Origin of the sequence: Stenotrophomonas sp. 22385, assembly GCF_052045085.1 — a bacterium.
Lineage (GTDB): Bacteria > Pseudomonadota > Gammaproteobacteria > Xanthomonadales > Xanthomonadaceae > Stenotrophomonas.
This window is the reverse complement of record NZ_JBQEOG010000010.1, coordinates 26,492-48,165: the sequence shown is the minus strand read 5'-3', so window position 1 is coordinate 48,165 and position 21,674 is coordinate 26,492. Positions and strand designations below refer to the sequence as shown.

General features: G+C 64.6%; 22 protein-coding genes. 19 read left to right on the top strand and 3 right to left on the bottom strand.

Annotation, left to right across the window (positions count from 1 at the left end):
* Positions 1 to 18: 18 nt before the first annotated feature.
* From sctS to ACTJI4_RS16640, 18 genes are all read left to right on the top strand, one after another.
* Positions 19 to 258 carry a type III secretion system export apparatus subunit SctS gene (sctS, locus tag ACTJI4_RS16725; protein WP_440869996.1) on the top strand — a complete coding sequence of 80 codons (240 nt, stop codon included), beginning with the start codon at positions 19 to 21 and terminating at the stop codon, positions 256 to 258.
* A gap of 4 nt (positions 259 to 262) precedes the next feature.
* Positions 263 to 1,054 (top strand): type III secretion system export apparatus subunit SctT, encoded by a 792-nt coding sequence (sctT, locus tag ACTJI4_RS16720; protein ID WP_392920300.1) that lies wholly within the window; start codon positions 263 to 265, stop codon positions 1,052 to 1,054.
* The gene (locus ACTJI4_RS16715; RefSeq protein ID WP_440869995.1) at positions 1,051 to 2,163 is read left to right on the top strand and encodes an EscU/YscU/HrcU family type III secretion system export apparatus switch protein; all 1,113 of its coding nucleotides are present in this window, start codon (positions 1,051 to 1,053) and stop codon (positions 2,161 to 2,163) included. The genes sctT and ACTJI4_RS16715 overlap by 4 nt, the downstream gene beginning before the upstream one ends.
* An 84-nt stretch (positions 2,164 to 2,247) precedes the next feature.
* A complete protein-coding gene (locus tag ACTJI4_RS16710; protein ID WP_392920293.1) occupies positions 2,248 to 2,781 on the top strand; it encodes a SycD/LcrH family type III secretion system chaperone in 534 nt (177 codons plus the stop codon).
* Positions 2,778 to 4,574 (top strand): type III secretion system translocon subunit SctE, encoded by a 1,797-nt coding sequence (gene sctE, locus ACTJI4_RS16705; protein ID WP_440869994.1) that lies wholly within the window; start codon positions 2,778 to 2,780, stop codon positions 4,572 to 4,574. The genes ACTJI4_RS16710 and sctE overlap by 4 nt, the downstream gene beginning before the upstream one ends.
* Before the next feature lie 38 nt (positions 4,575 to 4,612).
* On the top strand, positions 4,613 to 5,896 hold the full coding sequence (locus tag ACTJI4_RS16700) for a hypothetical protein (RefSeq protein WP_440869993.1): 1,284 nt from the start codon (positions 4,613 to 4,615) through the stop codon (positions 5,894 to 5,896).
* A 7-nt stretch (positions 5,897 to 5,903) separates the two neighbouring features.
* Complete coding sequence (locus ACTJI4_RS16695; protein ID WP_440869992.1) at positions 5,904 to 7,013, top strand: IpaD/SipD/SspD family type III secretion system needle tip protein; 1,110 nt, start codon at positions 5,904 to 5,906, stop codon at positions 7,011 to 7,013.
* A gap of 110 nt (positions 7,014 to 7,123) precedes the next feature.
* Positions 7,124 to 8,155 carry an IpaD/SipD/SspD family type III secretion system needle tip protein gene (locus ACTJI4_RS16690; RefSeq protein WP_440869991.1) on the top strand — a complete coding sequence of 344 codons (1,032 nt, stop codon included), beginning with the start codon at positions 7,124 to 7,126 and terminating at the stop codon, positions 8,153 to 8,155.
* Between the two features lie 159 nt (positions 8,156 to 8,314).
* Positions 8,315 to 11,461, top strand: coding sequence for a hypothetical protein (locus ACTJI4_RS16685; RefSeq protein WP_440869990.1), 3,147 nt, complete (start codon positions 8,315 to 8,317; stop codon positions 11,459 to 11,461).
* Positions 11,458 to 11,706, top strand: coding sequence for an acyl carrier protein (locus ACTJI4_RS16680; protein WP_392920273.1), 249 nt, complete (start codon positions 11,458 to 11,460; stop codon positions 11,704 to 11,706). The genes ACTJI4_RS16685 and ACTJI4_RS16680 overlap by 4 nt, the downstream gene beginning before the upstream one ends.
* Positions 11,703 to 12,302, top strand: coding sequence for a lytic transglycosylase domain-containing protein (locus ACTJI4_RS16675; protein ID WP_440869989.1), 600 nt, complete (start codon positions 11,703 to 11,705; stop codon positions 12,300 to 12,302). Before ACTJI4_RS16680 ends, ACTJI4_RS16675 begins: the two co-directional genes overlap by 4 nt.
* 217 nt (positions 12,303 to 12,519) lie before the next feature.
* Positions 12,520 to 13,680: a PrgH/EprH family type III secretion apparatus protein gene (locus ACTJI4_RS16670; protein WP_440869988.1), complete on the top strand. Its 1,161-nt coding sequence runs from the start codon at positions 12,520 to 12,522 to the stop codon at positions 13,678 to 13,680.
* Positions 13,681 to 13,702: 22 nt separating this feature from the next.
* Positions 13,703 to 14,029 (top strand): EscF/YscF/HrpA family type III secretion system needle major subunit, encoded by a 327-nt coding sequence (locus tag ACTJI4_RS16665; protein WP_392920263.1) that lies wholly within the window; start codon positions 13,703 to 13,705, stop codon positions 14,027 to 14,029.
* Between the two features lie 70 nt (positions 14,030 to 14,099).
* Positions 14,100 to 14,387: a type III secretion system inner rod subunit SctI gene (gene sctI / locus ACTJI4_RS16660; RefSeq protein ID WP_440869987.1), complete on the top strand. Its 288-nt coding sequence runs from the start codon at positions 14,100 to 14,102 to the stop codon at positions 14,385 to 14,387.
* Positions 14,384 to 15,217, top strand: coding sequence for a type III secretion system inner membrane ring lipoprotein SctJ (gene sctJ / locus ACTJI4_RS16655; RefSeq protein WP_440869986.1), 834 nt, complete (start codon positions 14,384 to 14,386; stop codon positions 15,215 to 15,217). Before sctI ends, sctJ begins: the two co-directional genes overlap by 4 nt.
* Before the next feature lie 4 nt (positions 15,218 to 15,221).
* Complete coding sequence (locus tag ACTJI4_RS16650; RefSeq protein WP_440869985.1) at positions 15,222 to 15,761, top strand: hypothetical protein; 540 nt, start codon at positions 15,222 to 15,224, stop codon at positions 15,759 to 15,761.
* Complete coding sequence (locus tag ACTJI4_RS16645; protein ID WP_392920251.1) at positions 15,745 to 16,431, top strand: hypothetical protein; 687 nt, start codon at positions 15,745 to 15,747, stop codon at positions 16,429 to 16,431. The genes ACTJI4_RS16650 and ACTJI4_RS16645 overlap by 17 nt, the downstream gene beginning before the upstream one ends.
* Positions 16,431 to 16,715, top strand: a complete 285-nt coding sequence (locus tag ACTJI4_RS16640) for a hypothetical protein (RefSeq protein ID WP_392920248.1) — start codon at positions 16,431 to 16,433, stop codon at positions 16,713 to 16,715. The genes ACTJI4_RS16645 and ACTJI4_RS16640 overlap by 1 nt, the downstream gene beginning before the upstream one ends.
* Positions 16,716 to 16,758: 43 nt before the next feature.
* On the opposite strand, the gene ACTJI4_RS16635 is transcribed toward ACTJI4_RS16640, so the two are convergent.
* From ACTJI4_RS16635 to ACTJI4_RS16625, 3 genes are all read right to left on the bottom strand, one after another.
* On the bottom strand, positions 16,759 to 18,672 hold the full coding sequence (locus tag ACTJI4_RS16635; RefSeq protein ID WP_440869984.1) for a DUF885 domain-containing protein: 1,914 nt from the start codon (positions 18,670 to 18,672) through the stop codon (positions 16,759 to 16,761).
* Between the two features lie 141 nt (positions 18,673 to 18,813).
* Positions 18,814 to 19,491, bottom strand: a complete 678-nt coding sequence (locus tag ACTJI4_RS16630) for a DUF502 domain-containing protein (RefSeq protein ID WP_068853557.1) — start codon at positions 19,489 to 19,491, stop codon at positions 18,814 to 18,816.
* Between the two features lie 157 nt (positions 19,492 to 19,648).
* The gene (locus ACTJI4_RS16625) at positions 19,649 to 20,104 is read right to left on the bottom strand and encodes a DUF4442 domain-containing protein (RefSeq protein WP_440869983.1); all 456 of its coding nucleotides are present in this window, start codon (positions 20,102 to 20,104) and stop codon (positions 19,649 to 19,651) included.
* A 510-nt stretch (positions 20,105 to 20,614) separates the two neighbouring features.
* Between ACTJI4_RS16625 and ACTJI4_RS16620 the strand changes: the two genes are divergently transcribed.
* Positions 20,615 to 21,631 carry an ankyrin repeat domain-containing protein gene (locus ACTJI4_RS16620; RefSeq protein ID WP_440869982.1) on the top strand — a complete coding sequence of 339 codons (1,017 nt, stop codon included), beginning with the start codon at positions 20,615 to 20,617 and terminating at the stop codon, positions 21,629 to 21,631.
* Positions 21,632 to 21,674: the final 43 nt, after the last annotated feature.

Here is a 21,674-nt window from a genome sequence, read left to right as displayed (position 1 = left end):
ATGGACGCGATCATGTTCATGGGTAACAAAAGCCTGCTGCTCATCCTGCTGCTGTCTGCCGCGCCCGTGGCTGTGGCAACCATTGTCGGCCTGGCCATCGGCCTGTTCCAGACCGTCACCCAGCTGCAGGAACAGACCCTGCCCTATGGTGCCAAGCTGCTTTCGGTCATCGCCTGCCTGCTGGTGCTGATGACCTGGATGTCGGCGCGCATGCTGGATTTCGCCCGGCTGGCGCTGCACACCGCACTGAACGGGTAGGGCAGTGCAGCTTTCCGCGCTAGACACCGAACTGGTCGCGCTGGCCCGCGACCATGGGTTGCCGGCTCTGCTCGGCATGGCCCGCATCGGCGCCTGCCTGGTCTGGATTCCGTATCTGTCGCCGGGAATCATGCCGGCGAAGATGACCCGTTCAGTGGTGGCGGTCATGATCCTCATCGGGTTGTGGCCAGCCACGACCGGTGCCATCGTGCCGCCCGACATCCTTTCCACCGCTGGCGTGGTCCTGCGTGAGGTGCTGATCGGCACCGCGATCGGACTGGTGGTGGCACTGCCGTTCCACATCTTCCACGGCATGGGCGCCATCATCGACAACCAGCGCGGTGCCGGCATCGGCGCCATGCTCGACCCGGTCAGCGGCATGGAGGCCACCGAAACCTCCAACCTGCTGCAGTTGATGAGCGTGGTGGTGTTCCTGGCGACGGACGGCATGATCGTGCTGCTGGAAGTGATCCAGGACAGTTACACGCTCATTCCGATGGGAGGCGTGCTGGCGCTGGACCTGGCCCGTGTGCAGGACTTTGCCGGCACCCTGCTGGCTGGCGCGGTGCGCATGGCGCTGCCGGTGCTGCTGCTGCTGTTCCTGGTGGAAGTGCTGCTCGGCGTGTTGTCGCGCTTTGCCCAGCAGATGAATCCGTTCTCCATCTCGTTGGCGGTGAAGTCCTACATCGCCTTCATCGCGCTGCTGTTCTACCTGATGCCGACCGTGGCCCAGCAGGTGCCGTTGATCCGCGACAGCACCGATGCCCTGCAGTTGCTGCTGGCGGTGCCCAGGTGAAAACCGAAAAGCCCACCCCGCATCGCCTGCTCAAGGAATCGAAGAAGGGCAAGAGCTTCGTCAGCCGCGACCTTGCCGGGTTGACGGTGCTGGTGGCCGGGCTGGTGGCCATGACCACGATGATCTCCAGCCGGGCGCTGCATGGCTTCTACCGCGGCATGGCCGAGCGTGGTTTCAGCCTCACCCCGGCCGACGCCGCGTGGCAGGCCACCGTGGCATTCCTGTGGATCGCGGTGCCGGTGGGTGCTGCCGCCATTGTCGCTGCCGTGCTCATCTCGCTGGTGCAGAGTCGGGGCGTGATCGCCGCCGAAGCGGTGCGCATCGATCTGGCCCGGGTCAACCCGATCTCCGGATTCAAGAACCTTTTCTCGCTCAAGACCATCAAGGGGCTGGTGACCGCCGTGCTCTACCTGGTGGCGGGCATCATCTTCGCGGTGTTGGCCTGGAAACTGTTCGCGCCCACCCTGTTCGCACAGGTGCAGATGCCGGACAAGGCCGCCGGCCCGCTCTGGCACAGCGTCGGCTGGCGCAGCACCGCGCTGCTGCTGGCGGTGCTGTCGCCGATCGCGCTGGCCGCCGCGTTTGTCGAATACCGGCTCTACATCCGCGAAATGCGCATGGAGAAGCACGAGGTCAAGCAGGAGCACAAGGACCATAACGGCAACCCGGAAATCAAGCAGCGTCGCCGCCAGATCGGCGAGGAACTCTCGGGCCAGGTGCAGGCGGACGTGGCGGGTTCTTCGATGATCCTGGCCAACCCCACCCACATTGCCGTCGGCATCTTCACCCACCCGGATTACCCCGGCGTGCAGTTCGTCTCCGTGCGCGAGCGTGGCAACCGCGCCCGCAAGGTCATTGCGCTGGCCGAAAAATGGGGTATTCCGGTGGTCCGCGACATTCCGGTCGCGCGTGCGGTGTACTTCAAGGTACGCCGTTACCAGTTCGTGCCAGCGGAGCTGACCGCGCCCATCGCGCGGATCCTGGCATGGCTGAAGGATATCGAGCGCAATCACGCCGAACCGCCGTTAGATTCCGCTCCTGAAACCAATACCGGCTCGAAGCCGACATCCCGTCTTGACGACATCCCTCCTCATCCGCCTGCCGGATGAGGGAAACCCGAAAGTCCCCCCTTTGCAACCCCGCCACACTGTGCTTGTCCTGCAGCGCCGTTGGCACCAACCCGGTACACCACCATGAACCATGCCCCCGACGCCCCCGCTGGATCCGAAATCGAACAGGCCCAGCTCGATGAACTGGCCCAGCTGTTGTTCGAAGGCGCCCAGACCGGCGCCGCAATCAAGGATCTGAAGGGGGTCAGCGATGACCTGCTGGAAAGCGTGTACGCCTACGCGCACCGCTTCTACACCGACGGCCGTCTGGACGAGGCCGAGACGTTCTTCCGCTTCCTGTACCTGTACGACTTCTACAACGGCGATTACGCACTCGGCCTGGCCGCAGTGCTGCAGATGAAGAAGGAGTATGCCAAGGCCATCGACATGTACGCACTGGCCTACGCGCTGCTCAAGAGCGACGAACGGCCGATGCTGCATGTCGGCCAGTGTCACCTGGCCATGGGCAAGCTCGCCATGGCCAAGGGCTGCTTTGAAACGGTGCAGTTGCGTTCCACCGATCCCGCCCTGCTTGCACGGGCCAAGGTCTACCTGCAGGCGCTGGCCAGCAATGGCGAAACGCCGCCCGATACTACCGAGGAAACCGATTCCGCATGAACATCTCCGCTTCCCCCGGCCTGACGCCGTTGGCCATTACCTCCACGCCTGCCGCGCGCGCCCATGCCGCGGCCGTCGCCGCCGGCTTTGGTGCGGCATCAATCGTCCAGATTGAAGCCATCAGCCGACAGGCGCAGGATCTGTTGGCCAAAGCCGCGGAGGAGCGGTTGGTTGCGGCAGACGGGACAGAAGCGCAGGATCCGAACAAGCCCACGCTGCGCTTGGCCGACATGGCGCGGGTGATGCGCGCTGCAGCAAGTGGCGTGCCGCAGGTCCCGTTGACGCCGGAGGCGGCGTTGGCCAAGTTGCTGATGCAGCTGAGCGAAGTGATCACCACCGAAAACGGCCGCAGCCTGGCCTCGCAGTTGGAACTGGTCAAACAGCGTCTGGCCCAGCGCGCTGCGTCGGCCGCCGAGCTGTCCGAAGCCATCCGCCTTGCCCAGGCGCTGGTCGAATCGGCGATGGCTGACGTGGGCACCGCCGAAGGCGAGCTCGCCGCCGCGCTGGAAGCATTGAAGCAGGCCGAGGCTGAAGTGGCCCGGCTGGAGCAGGCACTGGCCGACGCCCCGCCGGAGGAACAGGAGGCCATCCGCGCCCAGCTGGAGGCAGCCAAGGGCAAGGTCGCCGAGCAGCAGGGCCAGGTGGACGCTGCCACCAAGGCACTGGTCGAAGCGGGTGCAGTGCTGGACAAGGCGCTGGCCGATCTGGAGCAGTTCAAGAGCGAAGCGGACAAGCTTGATCCCAACGGCAGCGTCAGCGCCCGCGGCGACGAAAGGGCCCGGACCAATGCCGCCATGCTCAGCGAACTGCTGGCCGTGCTGCAGGAAATCATTGGCAAGGCCAACGACGCCAAGCTGGAAGCAGACACCAAGCTGGTGCAGGAGGTGCTGAAGCTGCGCGAGGCAGAAAACATGCGCCGCTCACGGGAGTACCAGGAAGAACTGGCCAAAGCCGAAGCGGCCCAGAAAAAGATGGGCTGCATTGGCAAGATCGTCGGCTGGGTGGTCGCGGTGGTGGCGGTGGTCGCGGCGCCGTTCACCGGCGGTGCCAGCATGGTGCTGGCCGGCGTGGGGCTGGCGCTGGCTATCGGCGAAGAGCTGGGCCTGGACATCATGGGCAAGATCATGGAACCCATCATGAAGCTGGTCATGGAGCTGGTGAAGCAGGTCGGCAACGTCATCGGCGACATCCTCACCTCACTGGGAGTCTCCTCCGCGTTCGTGGACAAGATCAAGGACGTGCTGGGCGTGATCGCGGTGGCCGCCATGATCATCGCCGCCGTGGTGCTGACCAAGAAAGTCGCTGGCACTGCTGCCGTGCAGCAGTTGGCCAAGGCCGTCACCCGTGCGGTGTCCGAGGCGATCAGCAAGGCATTGCCGCAGATGATCAAGGCTGCCGCACGTTCGGTGAGCCAGACCGTGGACGACGTAGCCAAGGCAATCAGCAAGACCGCTGCCAAGGTCACTGGAAGCAACGCCGATACCCTGGCCACGCGCGCGGGGTATGCCATGAAAGCGTCTCACACGCTGCAGTTCGCCAATCAGACCAGCCAAGGCATTGGTGCGGTCGTCATCGCCGAGATGCACATCGATGCCGCAAAGCTGCTGGCACAGCTGGAAGTCGGGTTGGCCGACAGCGCGATCTTCCGTGACCTCATCCAGAAGATCCTGGAGTACTTCATGCAGACCAACAACCTGGTGGCCGACCTGTTCCAGCAGATGACAAACGTCCAGGAATCGGAGCACGACACTGCCCGTTTCGTCACCGCACGCATCGGCAGCGCGACTGCCTGACCCGGCCACCCTTCCACCATACACATAGGGCACATTTGATGACCACATCCATCCTCCCCACGCCATTGACCCTGGCGCCGATCCAGCCTTCGCTGGGCAAGCAGACCGCAGGCAGTGAAGCTGTCGCGCGCGGCACCCCCACGGCAATGAACGCCGACACCATCCGCACGCTTACCGACGCTGTTGCCGCCCGGATGCTGGCCGGCACCGGGGCCGGTGAAGGGCGCACCGGTCCGGCACCGGTGGCGGAGCTGCGTCCGTCTACCATTCCGGTGCGTGAAGCAGGTGAACGTCTTGCCGGCATTGTGAGCAAGCTGCCGCGGATGCTGGCAGCCCTGACGGCGAGCCAGGAGCCGATCAGGAGCGAAGAGGGCGCAGCTGCCCGTGCCAGCGAAGGTGCGGTGACGCAGGCCACCGACCGGAACGTCCGTGAGAGTGCGACGGCCGCCTCGGCTCCGGCCCCGGCGACAGGCCTGGACGCCGACATCGGTGAACGGTCAGCGAACGCGGGCGCGTGGATCACGTCCAGTCCGTTCAGCCATCTGCTTGCGATGCTGCGGCATCTGCTGCTCAAGTTCGAAAAGATGGATCGCGACAACAGCACGGAGATGGTGGTGATGCAGCGCGAGATCACCATCCTGGCGGGCAACAAGGGCATCGAGAAGGCGCGCGAAGGCCTGGGTGGTGCCATCGGTGCAGCGGTGATGACCGGTGCGATCGGCGGCGCCGCCCTCAAGCAGACCTTCAAGTCGACGTCCATGCAGGTGAAGTCGGCTGAAAAGAATGTCATGGGCGGAAACAAGCTGGATTCGGCTGTGAAAACATCCAGCGGCGGCGCAAAGGGCAACACTACCCCGGCGTCCGAGATGCGTCCTGCCCGTGAGCTGGACGGGAAGCCCGCGCAGATCGGCCAGCGTGGTGATCACCCGAGCGCTGCGGTTGAGGCAGACGCAGGCGCTGACACTTCGATGAAGCATGTCGCCCGGGCACAGGCGGGCGAGCCCGGGGTGGATGATCTCCGCTCTGATAGCCCAGAGGTGAGCGCACGCGCCCAGATTCCCGCCAGCAACGCAATGATGCTGAACATGCTCGCCCCCTCCATCGGCGGAACCGTCTCCGCCGGTGTCAACATCGAGGCCGAAATGACCGAAGCCGAGCGTCAGTTGGCGCTGCAGGTGGCCGATGTCTTCCGCCGGATCGCCGACGAACAGCAGGATCAATCGGTAAAAACCCGCGATGTGCGGGACGCCGCCGCCCAACTGTTTGAAAGCCTGTTGAACCTGGTGTCCAGCACCAGCGCACATATCATCGGAAAGTACTGATACCGCCATGACCACCGGAATTGATACCGCTGCAGCGCCCAAGGCGCTGTGGCACCTTCAGACCATCCAGAGCGAGGTAAACCCCGCCGCCCTGGACACGCCCGCCCTGCACCCTGAGATCCTGTCCCGCCTGCAACAGTTCGCCCGCTTGGCGCGCGGCGCCGGCGCAGCTGCCGTCCGCCAGATCGAGCTGGGCGAAGAACTGAGGGCTCTTCGACTTGGCACCCTGGGTCCCGCGAGCACGGAAGTGCTGAGTGACGCCGTTGCTCTGGAAGAGCTGAAGCGCAGGAAGCAGAAGGAGTCCGAACTTGCGGCGGCACTGGAACAGGCGCTGCAGGATTCCAGGCGAACCCAGGCGGATCTGCTGCGCGCGTTCCCCTTCCTGATGCCGCAGATCGTGCTGGAGGATGAGAACAGCATTGGCATCCCCGGATTCCAGTCGCCGATGAAGAATCCGGCCGATATGGACACCAGTGGCCTGGTCTGGAATTCGCATGCCGATTTCTTTGCACAGATCAGCGCACTGCTGGAGGTGCTCAAGACCGAGTGGCTGAGCAAATACCAGGACGCCTTGGCAAAGTTCCTGGAGTTCTATCAGGAATTCTCCGACATCATGGAAGACCTGAAGCCCGTCGCAGAGGGCGACAAGGGCGATGTCAATCCAAATTTCAGCACCGTTTATTACAGACTGGTAGCCCTCGCAGAGAAGTACGGAACGGACCCCAGCGTAGCAAATGCGTTGGCCTCATTCTCCACCCAGGCGGCGGCCGAGAACTTCATCAAGTCCATGGGCCTTCCAGGCCTGAAGGTGATGCGGGGCGAGGACGGTAAGTACCACGTCATGATGGATGTTTCGGCGGTTGAACAGATTGCCGATAGCATGGTGTTTGTAAACACGCCCGTGGGTCCGATTCTCAAGGGTACGATGGATAGCGCTGCCTACAACGCATGGGTCTCCTCGAAGGACAGCAACATGGAGCAGGTCAAGCACGTCAGCAAGGTGCTCGGCGAGAAGCTCAATGAGATGACCCAGAAGTTCGACAATATCGTGAAGATCCTGAGTTCGTCGATCGACAAGATGTCCGAGGCCAATAACGCCTACGTACACAACACCTGAGTCCACGTCACCCGGCGCGGCTGTCCAATCCCACCACAGTTGCCCGTCAGCAGGCTGGCACCGGCGCCCGGTGCCAGCGCCTTCTTTCATCTGCAGTGAGGAACATCGTCATGGCAAGAATCGCGGAAGCTCCGATAGCCGTCTTTGCGGCCAGGCCGGTCCTGGCCCGGACCGCGGCTGTTCCGGCCGTGTCGATCGCCGCGTTCGCACTGGACGCTGACGCCATGTCCAGGCTGAAGCAGCTTGCCTGCGTCCTCAATCTGGCCAGTCGCGACGCAGCCACCTTCGCCAGCGTCGCCACCTCGGATGCAGCCGGGCGGGCGGGGGAGGACACGGCCTTGATGATGGAGGCGAGCCTTGACGCATCACGTTGTTCGAGGGCCGATTCACTGCGTGCGCTCTCGATGGTGCTGTCGGCTGCGTCTCCCGACGAGGGATCCGTGCAGGCGCAGGTGATCGACGCGATAAGCCGGTCGGCGGAAAAGCTGGATGCCGGCGGCTTGGTGTGGCAGTCGAATGCGGATTTCTTCGAGCAGATCGGTGCCCTGTTGACGATCCTGAAGACCGAATGGCTGAGCAAATATCAGGACTCGCTGGCCAGGTTCCTCAAGTTCTACACCTCCTTCTCCAACATCATGGAGATGCTCAAGCCCGCAGCGTCCGGCGACAAAGGGGCGGTCAAGATCGACTTCACCGCGGTTCACCAGAAGCTGACGCTGCTGTCCTGGGACTACGCGCTGGACCGGAATGCACTGGCCGGCTTTCCCTCGCGCGCGGCTGCGGAAGCCTTCCGGGTTTCTCTGGGCCTGCCGGGACTGGGTGTCACCGGCCCCGGCAGCGGAGGGCTCTACTACGTGAAGATGGACCTTTCAGCCGTCAAGGGATTGATTGCGAGCATGGAGGACGGCACCGAGCAGAACGCCGGAAACCCGCTTCCGAACGATCATGTGATGGACAGCAGTGCGTACAACGCCTGGGTGAACCAGAAGGACAGCAACGTCGAGCAGATCAAGTTCGTCAGCAAGGTGCTTGGCGAGAAACTCAACGAGATGACCCAGAAGTTCGACAATATTGTAAAGATTTTGAGCTCGTCCATCGACAAGATGTCCGAGGCCAATATGAGTTACGTGCGCAACACCTGATGGCGCACATCCAGGAGATTGAGAATGCCCAGAATTCCGCAGGCGTCAGCCCCCATCGCCCGGCAACGGTCCAATCAGTTTGATCTTGGGCGCGCCGTAAGGAAGGTCCCCCTTGATACAGTCGGAAACTCGCCAAGGACGAATTCCGCACAGTCCCAGATGGCGAGGGTGATCGGCGTACACCATCGCAGCGCGCACAGCAATGCGATCAGTGTGTCGTACGACATCATGGCCGCTGCCCGCGACAAGCTGTCCCGGTCAGAGCAGAAGGCCATGGATCGCACGCTGACGCTGCTTGGGCCGGAGACAACCGAGCATTTCGGCAATCTTCTTCTCATGCATCTGACCGCGTTGGGGGCAATGCATGCCAGCCTGGCGACGCGCATTGATCCGGATTCCCCCGACCCGGTGGTGATGCGATGCATGAAAAAGATCGAGAAGTCCCTCATCGAGATCGGCATCAAGGCAGGCCGTTGCACGACCGTTCCGGATGGTGGGTACCACGGCGACAGCAGCAGCGATAAGCTGACCGATGCCATGAAGGTGGCGCGGCAGCGCATGCTGGAGTGCGCGAAGGATGAATCCGTCGCGAGTCTGCTTGAGCGCGTTGCGTCTGCGATCCTGCCAGGCCCGTTGATGGCCAGCATAGAAGAGCGGCAACGGGATCCTGGGCGCTTCCTCAGTAACGACCGTTCGGCTGATCCGATGGAGGTCCTCCAGAAGCAGATGTGCGACGACCTGGAGAAGATCGTGCAGACGCATATCGACAGCGGCGGCGCCGAACACCTGATCGTTGCCATTCTGGATATATTGAAACTCCCGGAGTACGTGGTTCAGGGCGACCCCGGTCGAACGGGCGAACAGCCGGGCGCGACGGGGCGTGACGCACCTCCTCAGCTCCCGCAGTGGGCGCTTGATGACCGCCGTGCACCGATCGCGTACAACAACGTGAGGATCAACAATGATTTCGCTGATCTGGTCCGGCATCTGAACAAGCCGGCACCGCCGTTGAACCACGTCAACAACGTCGATCTCGATCGGCTGATCGAGGAGATGCGCAGGGACGCGTACACGGTTGGCAACCGGGACGCGCAGATCGAGCATCTTACCCGGCGAAATGAGAAGCTGGAAAAGCGGAACGAGAAGCTGGAAGAGCGCAGTTCCCGGCTTGAACGGCAGTATGACCAGCTCTTGGAGAAGTTCCTCAATCAGACGGACCGCCTGAACGTCTGGTCCAACGGTCCGGGCGTGTCGCGCGTACCCGACCTGGTGCCGAAGCCGAAGGGCGTGGACAACGGCAATGATATCCAGCGTCAGGATGCAGCTGTCCAGACCGACCCCGATGTTACGCGCGATCATCGCGATTCGCGCCCGCTTCGCAACGCGTCCACCCCGACCTTGCCGCCGGAAGGTACGCTGCGCCGGCTTGACGACCAGCGCGTGCCAGACCGTGGCCGAGCGCAGCAGACCCCGTTGAGAGCCACTGGTAATGGCGATGGTGGGCCGCGCAACAACACGCGTGCACCCGATCCGGACCTGGACACGTCGCGCCAGAACCGCTCGAACACCGCGCTACTGCCCCCGGATGGCGTCCTGCGCGATCTGAACCGGAATCAGCAGAATGACCAGCGCCGTGCAGAGCAGCGTGTCCATGGCGATGGCAACGGCAATGGTGGTCCGCGCAACCCGAGACAGGACGATAGCCGGAACCGGCTGGGCGGAACCCAGCAGCTCGATCAGCGCCAGCGGAACGAGCAGAATCGCCAGGTGCAGCAGAATAAGGGTCCCAACCGTCCCGGTGGCACTGATGACAGCGCCCCTGGTTACCACGAGTACACCGGTTTTCTGCAGGCGGCCGGCTACCAGGAAAGGACGGAACCGCGCGATGAGCACGAGCCGCCCACTGAGCGTAGAAAAGACCCGAATGTGGTCAAACCGTCGGCGGTGGAGAAGTACGTCAAGGAGCGAAGCGCCAGGGCCGGCATGCCGTATGTCCCGGCAACAGCGAAGCGTCTCCCGCCGGTAGTCTCGTCACCCGGGCGCTTCAATGAACTGATTCAGCTGAACGGCGCGAAGCCGATCCTTCCGAGCTTTGTGGCAGGCAAGGAGCGCACCAAGGGAGAGACCCGTGAGGGTTTCCCCGCATTGCCGGAGAAGACCGCCTTGCAGATTGGGACCGATCGCTTCGTCGAGAGGAACAAACTGAAGGCCGCTGAGCGCGCGCGGCGGGATCCCGGCACGACCGCTGCGACGTCCTGGGACCTGACCCGGTCGCGGGCGTCTGCGGCACTGAAAATCTCACTGGAGGCGGGCGACCGATCAGCGGTGCGCTCCGGATCTGGCTCCAGCAACTCACGTGCAACGCTGTCGGGTTGGTCGGAGTCCAGTCGCGCTATTTTCAATAGCGGGCAGGGAAGGGCAATCGGCTCGACCGTTGATCCGGAGCCGACGGCGTCACCGGCGCGGTCGAATAGCCGGATGATCAGCGGTGCCGCACAGGGCTCACCCATCGCGCGCGCGCTGTCGCTGCCGCTCTCCGCCGAAACCCGGAAGGTGCAGGGGCTCGACCGCTCGAACTCGGTCCCCAGCATCAACATTGACATTACCTCCTTCGCGGACCCGCTGCGCGCTCCGATTCTGGACGCCTCCAAGCGGTCAAGCGGTGAGCTTCCGGGCCTGCTGCAGCAGGAGGAGCGTCTGGATGCCCGCAGCCCTGGCGTCCCTGCGGCAACCGGTCCGACGCAGGCGTTCATGGGGCCCTCCTCGCTGATCGCGCGCAGTACCTCGATCGAAAGCCTGGATTCAGACGATGGCTCTGCCGATGAACTCAGGTGGAAGATCATCGAGGCCAATCGACGTTCGCGTGCCACACTTCGCCAATCGCAGGATACCGCGACGGCAGCCCCGATACGCTTCACGTCGACTCGCTTGAAGGAGGCATATGCCAGCCATTTGGCAAAGCAGGATTCTGTCGATGATTCGACCTCGCGCGCTTTGACTGGGCTCGATGACGAGCTGCCCGACGTCAGCGCACCACGGGAAGGATTCACCTCGGTGGATGACAGCGATGATTCCGGCCATGCATCGCCGACCCTCACCGGGGGCACGGATGGGGATGATCCGGCAATTAAGGTGGGTGACCGGCAGACTGCATTCTTCAAGACCTTGCCGGATGACGATTTGAACCGACTCATTCGGAACCTGCAGGCGAGGGCGCGGGCCGCCGACGCTCCGGCCGTACCATCCACCACCAACTTCGCCTCACATTTGGAAAGGGTCGTCGCCCGGAAGCAGGCCAGCTCATGAAAGCGGTGCTGAGCCTTCAGGACATCCGCAAACTGGCAGCCGCCCATCTCGGGCGGCCGCTGGAAGAGGTTGGCTCCCAACAGCGTCTGGTCGAAGATCTGGATGTGGACTCGCTGGAAATGCACGCGCTGCTGATCCAGATCGAGGAAGCCGGCGGCACGCTGCCGGACGCCGAAGCCCTGCGTGATGTGGTAACGCTTGCCGACCTGCACCTCGCGATTGCCGGTCCGGACGCGCTGGCGTGAGGCGTTGGAGTGTGGGGCTGGTGGTGGCGCTGGCCGCCACCGCCCTGCCGGCCGGTGCCAGCCAGGTATTCGCCACCCTGGATCGCAACGGCCAGCTACAGGTCTCCGATGCCCCCCTTGCGGGGGCAAAGGCGTTTGATCCGCACCGGACCTACGTGCCAGCGCCCGTTCCGCGTGCGCCAATCCCAGCGTCGCGTCCAAAGGCCGCGTCGCGCTGGAGCCCGCTCATTGACCAGGTGGCCGCCGAACACGGCGTGGACGCACGGCTGCTGCATGCCATCGTGACGGTGGAGTCCGCCTACGACCCCCAGGCCCGATCCCACGCGGGAGCGCTCGGCCTGATGCAGGTGATTCCCGCCACGGGCAAACGCTTCGGCGCGAAAGACCTGCTCGATCCCCTGCAGAATCTCCGTGCAGGCACCGCGTACCTGGTCTGGCTGAAGCGTCGCTTCGACGGTGACCTTACCCTCATGCTGGCTGCGTACAACGCAGGTGAGGGCGCCGTGCAACGCCATGGCAACCGCGTGCCTCCCTTCAACGAAACCCGCCAGTACGTGCGCAAGGTCACCGCGCTGTACCACGGCCGGTCGAACTGAGCGAACGGGATACGGCTGCTTGATGATTCGTGTAACGCGTTGCGTCTGCACCGTGCGATAGGCACCACTACAAGAAAGTGCAGTGCGCGGACATTGAAATTTGTTTCATGGAGGGGGTTCGGGGGAGCTGTCAGTCTGCGCGTCGTCGCCGCAATGCCTTGTGCACCGGCACTTCCGATCCCGCATTCCCCGGACTCCAATGCTCCCCGCGCACAAGTTGAAACTGCTTTCCGGCCAGCTCGATGGCGTGGAATTCACCCTCTCTCCCGGCGACACCGTCTTCCACGTTGGCCCGGCCCGCACCCTGCAGCAGGGCCAGCTCGGCGCCACGTTGGCAAACGCGGACAACGTGTTCTACATCCCCGGCGATCTGGCCCCGGCCTCGTTCCGCTTCCACCTGAGCGACGACAGCATCATGCTGGAAGTGCGCACTGAAGGAGCTGACCTCTGGAGTCCGCAGGACCTGCCACTGAATTCGGTGGTGTACGTGGCAGGCCTCGCGCTCGCCGTGCGCCCCGACACCGAGACGTGGTCGGCGGCCGTGTTGGACCACCGCCTGCCGGTGGTGGTCGACGAAGGCACGCCCCATACCCCGGTAATGCGCCCCACGCGCGGTGCCGGCGCCCGCCGCTGGATTGCCATTGCCGCGCTGGTGATGGCGGTGGGCGCCGGCGGCTGGTGGCTCTACGACCGCCAGCGGCCGGCCACGCAGGTCCGCACGCTGGAAGCGGTACTGGCGAAGTCGCCCTACAACTACACCGTGGTGCATGACGCCGAAGGACGCCTGTACGCCTTCAGCGACAGCGCCGAGGCCGTGGCCTGGGGCCAGCGTGCCAGCCAGCGCGCCGGTCGCCTGCAGGACCAGTACCGCGAGCGCCACGTGGAGGCCGCACGCATCGGTGCCGTGCTCGACAGTGCCAGCGTGCCCTACGCGGTGATCCGCCTGCGCACCCCGCAGCGCCCGGAGGTGGTGATCACCGCCCTGGGCCTGAATGACGCCGAGCGCCAGCGCCAGGTGCAGGCGTTGCTGGTGCCGCAGATGCCCTACGCGGCCAGCATCGATGTGCGCCTGGTAGGCGATGGCCAGCTGGTGGCGATCGCGCGTGACGAGCTGCGCGCACGGGGCATCACCACCCGCACCGGCAGCCAGGCCGGCCGCGCCAGCATCTCCAACGATGTATTCCTCGATGACGCATCGCTGCACGCCATGGCGCAGTACCGCGATGACTTCGTGCAGCAGTGGGGCGAGCGCCGCGTGCGCATCAGCATCCGTTTGTGGGACGACCTGCTGAAAGGCCGTTCCTACCAGTATTCCCAGGACCAGTTGCTTTCTGTAGGCGAAGGTCGCTGGGATTTTTCCACGGCAGGCAGCCGTTGACCTTTCTTCCGGAGTAACTGTAATGACTACACCAACCGTTGGTACAAAGCCCGTTCCGGGCGACGATTTTGATGGCGATGTCCAGGGGCCGCAGTGGGGCTGGCTGGGCGACCACAGCGATCGATTTGATCAAGGCGTAAGAACGTTGAAAGAGGCGCTGGACAAAGCGTTCAAGAAGATCGCCGGTGATGGTGTTGAAGGCGGCGATGAGGGCGATCCGACCAATCCGGCGTACCTGGCCGACTATCAGACTGCCCTGTCGGCGTACACCACCTACCGCACGCTGCAGTCGAATTCGGCCAAGAGCCTGTCGGACATGCAGAAGCAGAACGCCCGTAACCTGGGTTGATGAACTCCTTCGCCGGCAGCAGTGCTGCCGGCGCCAGGACTTTATGCGGGAAACCGCAGGAGATGCCCCCGTGCAAGTGACACAGATTGCCACCGAGATTGACGCGGTGGGCGGCGCTGAAGGCGCTGCCGTTCCACTTTCTGACCGCATGAGCCAGGCGTTGGCCAACGGTTATGTCAGTGCTGGCAATGACCTGGCCGCGATCCAGGCCGCCAGCAACAACCCCGCTACCGCGTCCAGCCCGGCGGCCCTGTTCGAGTTGCAGCTCACTCTGGCCGACTACAGCAAACGCATGATCGTAGCCGCGGGCTTGGCCAACCATGCCAACAAGGCGGTGGAGACGCTGCTCAAGTCATGAACAAGCCGCCTCTTGCGGTTGCCGTACGCCGCCTCAGCCGGTGGCGTGTGGTGCTGCCCCTGCTTGCGCTGGTGGTTCTGGTTGGCTGCGCGCGCAAGCCACTGCTGGAGAACCTGGACGAACGCCAGGCCAATGAAGTGATTGCCGTGCTGCTTCGCCATAACATCGACGCCGAAAAGCTCAATCTCGGCAAGGGGGGATATCAGGTCCAGGTCGGGCCACGCGACCTGCCCGAAGCCATTGAGCTGATGCAGCGCAACGATCTTCCATCGGCGCCGCGCAGCCAGGTATCGGCGGCATTTCCGGCCGATTCTCTTGTCAGCACGCCGCTCGGTGAGCGTGCGCGGCTGATATCGGCGGTGGAGCAGCGGCTGGAAGAGTCGCTGCAGCTGATCGATGGTGTGCAGTCCAGTCGCGTGCACCTGAACTACGATGCCAACCTTGGCACCGAAGGCCGACGTGCCGAGCGTCGTCGTATGCACGTGGCGGCCGTGGTCGCACATGAGCCCGGTGTCGATGCCGAAGTGCTGTTGCAGACCGTAAAACGCTTCCTGCGCAACACCTTCGATGGTGTTGAGTACGACAACGTCTCGGTGATTCTTACCGAAGTAGAAGGGCCGCGGACCCTGGCCGTGACCGCGGGCAGTGAGCGCAGCGTGCCGGTGGCCTGGATGGTGCTGTGCGGTGTGATCGCCCTGCTGTTGCTGCTGGGTGGATGGGTGCTGATCCGCCTGGTGCCTGCGGTAGGGAACCGCGTAAGCAAGGCGTTCCAGCGCGTTTCCGCCCGACGCGATGGACCCGCCGGCTGGAGGCGGTGGCGCGGTGCATGAGGCCATGCACATTGCGTATGCCCCGGCCGCGTACTACCGGCCCTGGCGGGAGGCCTATGCCAGCGCAACGGTGGATCAGCAACGCTGGCTGAACGCCACGCTGATCCGCCAGCGGCGTCTGCCGATGCCCGCTGCGCGGGTGGACCCGGCGGATATGGTGACGCGCCGGTTGCTGGGCCTGTGGCCGAACCTGCCGCAGATTGCCATGCTCATGGCGGCCGCCCGGCTGGCCGCGTGGCTGCCGTCCCAGCGGGGATGTGCGGCGTTGCCCGCCACGGTGCAGGCATTCATGCGGGCAGGCCATGTGCCGCAGCCCGTTGCCCGTGTGCAGGACCCGGCACCGGCGGATCTTGCCGGCGTGCTGCTGATCTGGGGCGGCGTGGAGCTTCAGCCGTTGGCACCATTGCTGCCCGCCTGGCTCTCCGCGCGGCTTTCGCTTCCGTTTGCGCCCATGGCAGGCGATGGGCTGCGCCCGCTGCCGCGCGAACGGATTGATATGGACCTTTTCTGGACGGCGGTGACCTATGTTGAAAAGCTTTCCTGAGCACGTGCTGGCGCACGCGCAGGGCGGGGTGATCGCGCCCAGCGCGCTGGGCCAGGCCGCGCGGGCCGACCAGCTCGAATCCGCCGCGCGGCGTCGCGCCTCCGCCGTACTGGGGGCGTTGCCGGAGCAGGTGGACGCCGCCATTGCACAGGCGCGCGTTGATGGATTCGGCCAAGGCTACGCCGACGCCATTGCCGAGGCGGTGCCATTGCTGGCGGCCGCGCTGGGCGACGTACAGGCCACGCGTCAAGCGGTGCTCGGCCAGGTGCGTGATGTGATCGCGGCGAGCCTGGCTGCAGAAGGCGTGGAGGCGGCATTGGTCGTGCGCCGCTGCGAACAGTTGCTGGGTGCAGCCGAGGCCGGACTGGTGCTGTACGTCCCGGAGCGGATGCCGGCACTGGGTGAAGCCGTACTGGCGCAGTTGGCAGCCAAGGCCGAAGCGCCGCCTGTACAGATCGTGGCGGCGCGCTCTGCGTTGCCGATGCTCAAGGCCGGCCCGTTGTTGTTTGAACTGGACCCGGTGGGCGCGATGTCTTCCGCCGTGGAAGCCAGTGTGGATGCCGATGCACTGGAAGCAGCGGCGCGCCAGCGCGCCGGCGCATACGTGAGCGGGATCGATGCCCGGCTCAAACAGCTGCCCTTACCCCTGAACCCGATTGGAGTAGATTGATGATGCTGGAAAAACTGGGAGCGATGGCGCCCTTCAACACGACCTCTGTCGAGGGCCAGAAGCAGACGCTGATGCAGCGCGTGCAGGCCTCGCTGGACGACCCCTCGACCAAACCGCCGGGGCCCGAAACGCTGCCGTCGCTGCCGGACGTCGACAAGAAGCCGATTTTCGACGCAGCCGCGACAACCCGCGAGATGGCGCGGAAATGGTGGTGCAACGACTTCCTGCAGACGATGATCTTCGGCGACGAAGAGAAACTCGGCGCCAAGCCGGAAGAATACTGAGGCATGACGCGGGCCGCTTGACGCGGCCCGCTTCTTTTTCCGTTCAGCCGCCCGGCGCCGCCTGGCCCGCCGGCGCCGCAATCCAGCGATCGATCTTCGCTTCCAGGATATCCAGCGGCATCGAGCCATCGCGCAGCACTTCGGCATGGAACCGGCGCGGGTCGAACGCCGCCCCCTGTGCCGCCTTGGCCTTGTCCCGCAACTCGATCATCTTCAATTCGCCCAGGCCATTGGCCAGGGTCTGGCCGGGCAGGGCCATGAAGCGCTCCACTTCTGCCGTGGCATCTTCCACCGGCATGTCGGCGGTCTTGACCAGATAATCCACCGCCTGCTTCTTGCTCCAGCCCTGCGCATGCACGCCGGTATCGGCCACCATGCGCGCACTGCGGGTCAACGCACCCTGCAGGTAGGCGATCTTCGCGTAGGGGTCCTGATAGACCCCCAGTTCATCGCCCAGCGATTCGGCATACATGCCCCAGCCTTCGACAAACGCGACGTCGCCGCCGAGGCGACGGAAGCGCGGCAGCTTGTCCAGTTCCTGCTGCAGACCCAGCTGCACGTGGTGGCCGGGAATGCCTTCGTGCAGGTACTGCGCCGGCGCGGACCAGGTACGTCGGCTGGGCAGGGCATTGGTGTTCACATACAGCGCGGCCGGGCGCATGCCATCGGGCAGCGACGGCTGGTAACTCACGGCCGCCGCACTGGCCGCGCGGTCGGCTTCCACCGGGCGGATCTCCAGCGGAGCCTTGGGCAGCGTATCCAGCAGCGAAGGCAGGCGCGCGCCCACCTGCTGCTGCAGCTGCTTGTAGCGCATCACCAGCGCATCGGGCGTGGCGTACTGGAAGTCCTTGTCGGTGCGCATGCTGCGCATCAGCTTCTGCTGCGAACCGCGGATGCGGTTCTGCTTCATTACCGCCGTGATCTGCTCCTGCAGGCTGGCCACGCGCTGTTCGCCCAGCGCGTGGATCTGCTGCGGGGTGAGCGTGCTGGCCGTGCTCTGCACGATGTTCTGCGTATACCAGGCCACGCCATTGGGCAGCGCGGACAGGCCATCGGTTTTCCGCGTGGCCGGCAGGTATTCGGTGGCGATGAAGCCGCGCAGGGCGCGATAGGCTGGCATCAGCCGGTACTCGATCATGCGCTTGTACTCGGCGGTGATGCGGGCCTTGTCCGCCTCGGGGAAATCGTCGGGCATGTTCCGCACTGGCGCCCAGAAGATGCTTTCTTCGGCGGTGGGCTTGATCACCGCATCCAGCTGCGGCAGCACCTTTTCCATCAGGTCGCGCGGCTGCACCACGCCGGCGCGCATGCCCTCGCGCATGTTGGCGATGGCCTGGTCGAACAGCGGCGGGATGCCGAGCGATCGCTTGGACCAGGTGTCGTAGTCCTGCACGGTGTTGAACGGCTGCGCGCCCGAGCCCGACCCGAGGATGGCCATGATGCTGCCCAGGTTGTAGTACTGGCTCACCGGCAGCATCCAGGCGGGGTACTTTTCGGCAGCCAGCGACATGCGCGCATCGCGCACGAAGATCTGGTAGCTCAGCAGGTCCTGCCCGGTCAGGCCATCGGGGCCGATCTTCTCGACCTTGCCCAGCCACTGTTCGGTGAAATCGTGCGACTGCTGGCGGTAGGCCGGCGAGAGGATGTTGGGCAGCTGGTCGTTGTGGCGGGCATCGCCCTGGAAGGTGGCCTGGAGCGGGTTGAGCCGCATCGAGGCGTCCCAGTACTCATCGTAGATGCGCTCGAGCTGGGCGGCCTTGGTCTGCTGGCGCACCAGCGGCTGCCGCGCGGGGGCGGCGGCGGGGCGGGCGCGGGGTTTGGCCTTCGGCTTGGCCTGGCGCGTCTGTGCGGCGGCGGGCCGGTTGGCCTTCTTCTTGGCGGCTTCGGCCGGGGCAGCGGCGCTGAAGACCAGCAGTGAGGCAATCACGAGCGCCAAGGCACGGGCGGGGTGGGGCATCGAATGCTTCCGTAAATCCTATACAGACCCGGGAGCTTGCCTGATTCAGCCGGCCACAACCACCTCGGCGCCCGCGCCATACAGCGTAGAGACACGCCACGCGTGTCCCACGCAGCCCGGCCCGAGGGCCGGAACGCCTATTCAGCGCTCCCCAGCCCGCGTAAACGGCACGGTCTCAGGCGCCACGGCGCCGCCGGAGATGATGAAGCTCATCGCCTGGTCCACCGTCCAGTCGGTCGGGGTCAGCAGCTCCACCGGCACGATTTCCAGGTACCCCGACGTCGGGTTCGGCGTGGTCGGCACATACACCGCAGCCAGCTCGCGCCCGGTGCCCTGTTCACGGATCACCCGGGTGACCAGGCCGACGGCCTTCATGTCCCGGTGCGGGAAATCGATCAGCACCACGCGCTGGGTGGTGCCCGGCTCGGTCTGCAGCATGTCCAGCAGTTTCTTGGCGCTTTCATAGATGATGCTGGCCAGCGGAATGCGCTTGATCACCGCCCCGAACCAGCGCAGCAGGCGCTGCCCGATCACCCGGCGGCTCAGCACGCCCACGCTCAGGATCACCAGCAGCGTGGCCAGTAGGCCGAACACGTTCTGCATCCACTCCACCTTGACCCAGCCCAGGTAGTGCGGGAACGAGGCGGCGATCTGCGCCGACAGCGGCACCACCACCGGGCTGCTGATGCCCGACAGCAGCACGAACACGAATTTGATCACCACCCAGGTCAACCAGATCGGCAGCAGGGTAAGCAGGCCGGTCAGGAACAGGCGCTGCAGGGAGGGGCGCGGAACGAGGTGGGGGGCTTCTGGTGACATCGGCGCATTGTAGCGGGGCGCGGGCCCGGTTTACGCGGCCAGCCGCCGCAGAATGCGTCCTGTCGGGAGATGCTGTGTTGACCGCGGTGAAACGGGCCGCATCACGATTGCCGCTCCAGCCGGCAGGTATCGACCGTTGGTCAATACGCGCCACGCGTCAACCGCGCGCCTGCGGCTTCAACCGGATGTACACCTGCTTGCGCACCCGGGCCACGACTTCACCCTGTGCATCAACAATGTCATTGCTGAACCAGTGCAGATATTTCTCACCACTGGCGGTAGCCGCCCGCAACTGATCCAGCAGTGCTTCATCCAGCCGGAACTCGGCGGTAACCGTCCCACGGCCAGGCTTGAGGAACTCGATCTCGCCCGCCCGGTCCCACACGTAATAGTCGCGCCCCAGGTTCTGCATGACGGTGAGCATCCAGAACGGATCGGTCATCGCAAACAGGCTGCCCCCAAAGTGTGTCCCCACGTAGTTCCGGTTCCACGGCCGCATCCGCAGCGCCACCCGGACGAAGCGGTAATCGGGCGTGACCTCGGTGACATGGATGCCGGCAAACAGAAACGGCGGCCACAGATTGAGTCCATGGCGGAACAGGCTGGCCTTCATAGCGTGGTCAAGGGGGCTGGGGAGGTGCGGAAAGCTTACCATCCGCACCCGTATGGTGCGCAATCCACCTCCCGCCGTGCCTCCCCGCCGGACGAAGAAGTCGCTTAATGCAGTCACCGCTGGATGGCGCTTCGTAATGGTTGGTGCGGTGGCGACACAGAAATGTCGCGACTGATTTGATGCTGCGCGTTTCCTGGAATCCACTCCGCCCGACGACTGCGAGCATGCGCGGCAGGCCGTTCATTGCGTCTGCGGCCATCCCCAAAACAGGAAAACGTCGTCATGATTTCGCAAACCAGTGGTGCAGGAGCGCTGATCAAGCCCGTCCTTCGGTCCGAAAACGCACAGATCACTCCCGCCGCCACTAATGTCGCCGCCCCGGACCACGTAGGGAATGGGACCATGCCGGTATTCTAGCCTTCGGCTCAGACTGCCCTGCAGTCTGCAACCAGGGCAGGCGACAGGGCTGCCGTCTCCGCACTTCTGAAGACGGGCGTGGATGCAGACGGTGTGACCACCAGCGACGGTCGTCCCGGTGCCTCCCGAGAACTACTCCGTGCGATCGAGTGGGGCGATGCCGATGCAGTCGGCACGCTGCTCCAGGCCGGCGCGAACCCAAACAGTACTGGCCGGCACCACCAGTCGGCGCTGTGGCTGGCCGTTGAAGACCGGCACCTCGAGAACGTGAAGCAGCTGTTGAACGCCGGTGCGGACCCGAACGTGGCCAGTACCTGGGATGGCACCACGCCCTTGTGGAACGCGGTCAAGCACCGGGACGCGCCCATCGTCGAGCTGCTGTTGCAGCATCCCGGCATCCACCTCAGGTCGACGGCACATGATGGGTCCACGCCGCTCGGACGCGCGCGCTCAGAGGCGTGCTACGACCAGACGGGGCGGATCCTGGAGCTGTTCGAGCAGCGTGAGCGGGATCGTTCGCATCCTGCCTCCAGGGAATGGATGCGGGCCGCCATTGCCGGCGATGTGACGGTGCTGCAGGAGATGGTCGACACCCATGGCCGCGACTCCCTGGACTGCATCGCCACGAGTGGATGTACTGCGTTGCATCGGGCCGCTTCGCACGGTCATGTGAATGCGGTCAGGCAGCTGCTTGGCTGCGGTGCCAATGTCAATCAACATGACGGTGACGGTCAGACTGCATTGAGCGCGGCGGTGATGAGTGGGCACCTGGAAGTGGTGAAGGTGCTCATCGCGCATGGTGCGGATTCCAATATCCTCAAATCATCCGGCGACACCCCGCTGTATGACGCCGCCTTCCATGGCCGCGAGGCCATTGTGGAAGCGCTGCTGGATGGCGGTGCCGACATCAACCTGGCCGTGGAAAGGCCCCGCTCGACCCCAACAGCGCTGCAGGCGGCGGTGTGGCAGGAGCATCATGGTGTGGCCGCACTGCTCCTCCGTCGCGGCGCCAATCCGCACTCGGCAGGCCCCGGTGGATTGACGACGGCCACCTGGGCGGTTCGGTTCGGCACACCGGAAATCAAGGCCATCTTCGCAGCCCACGTGTAGCGCCACGCCCTGCGTGGCTACGCGGTCACGAACAGCAGCCACG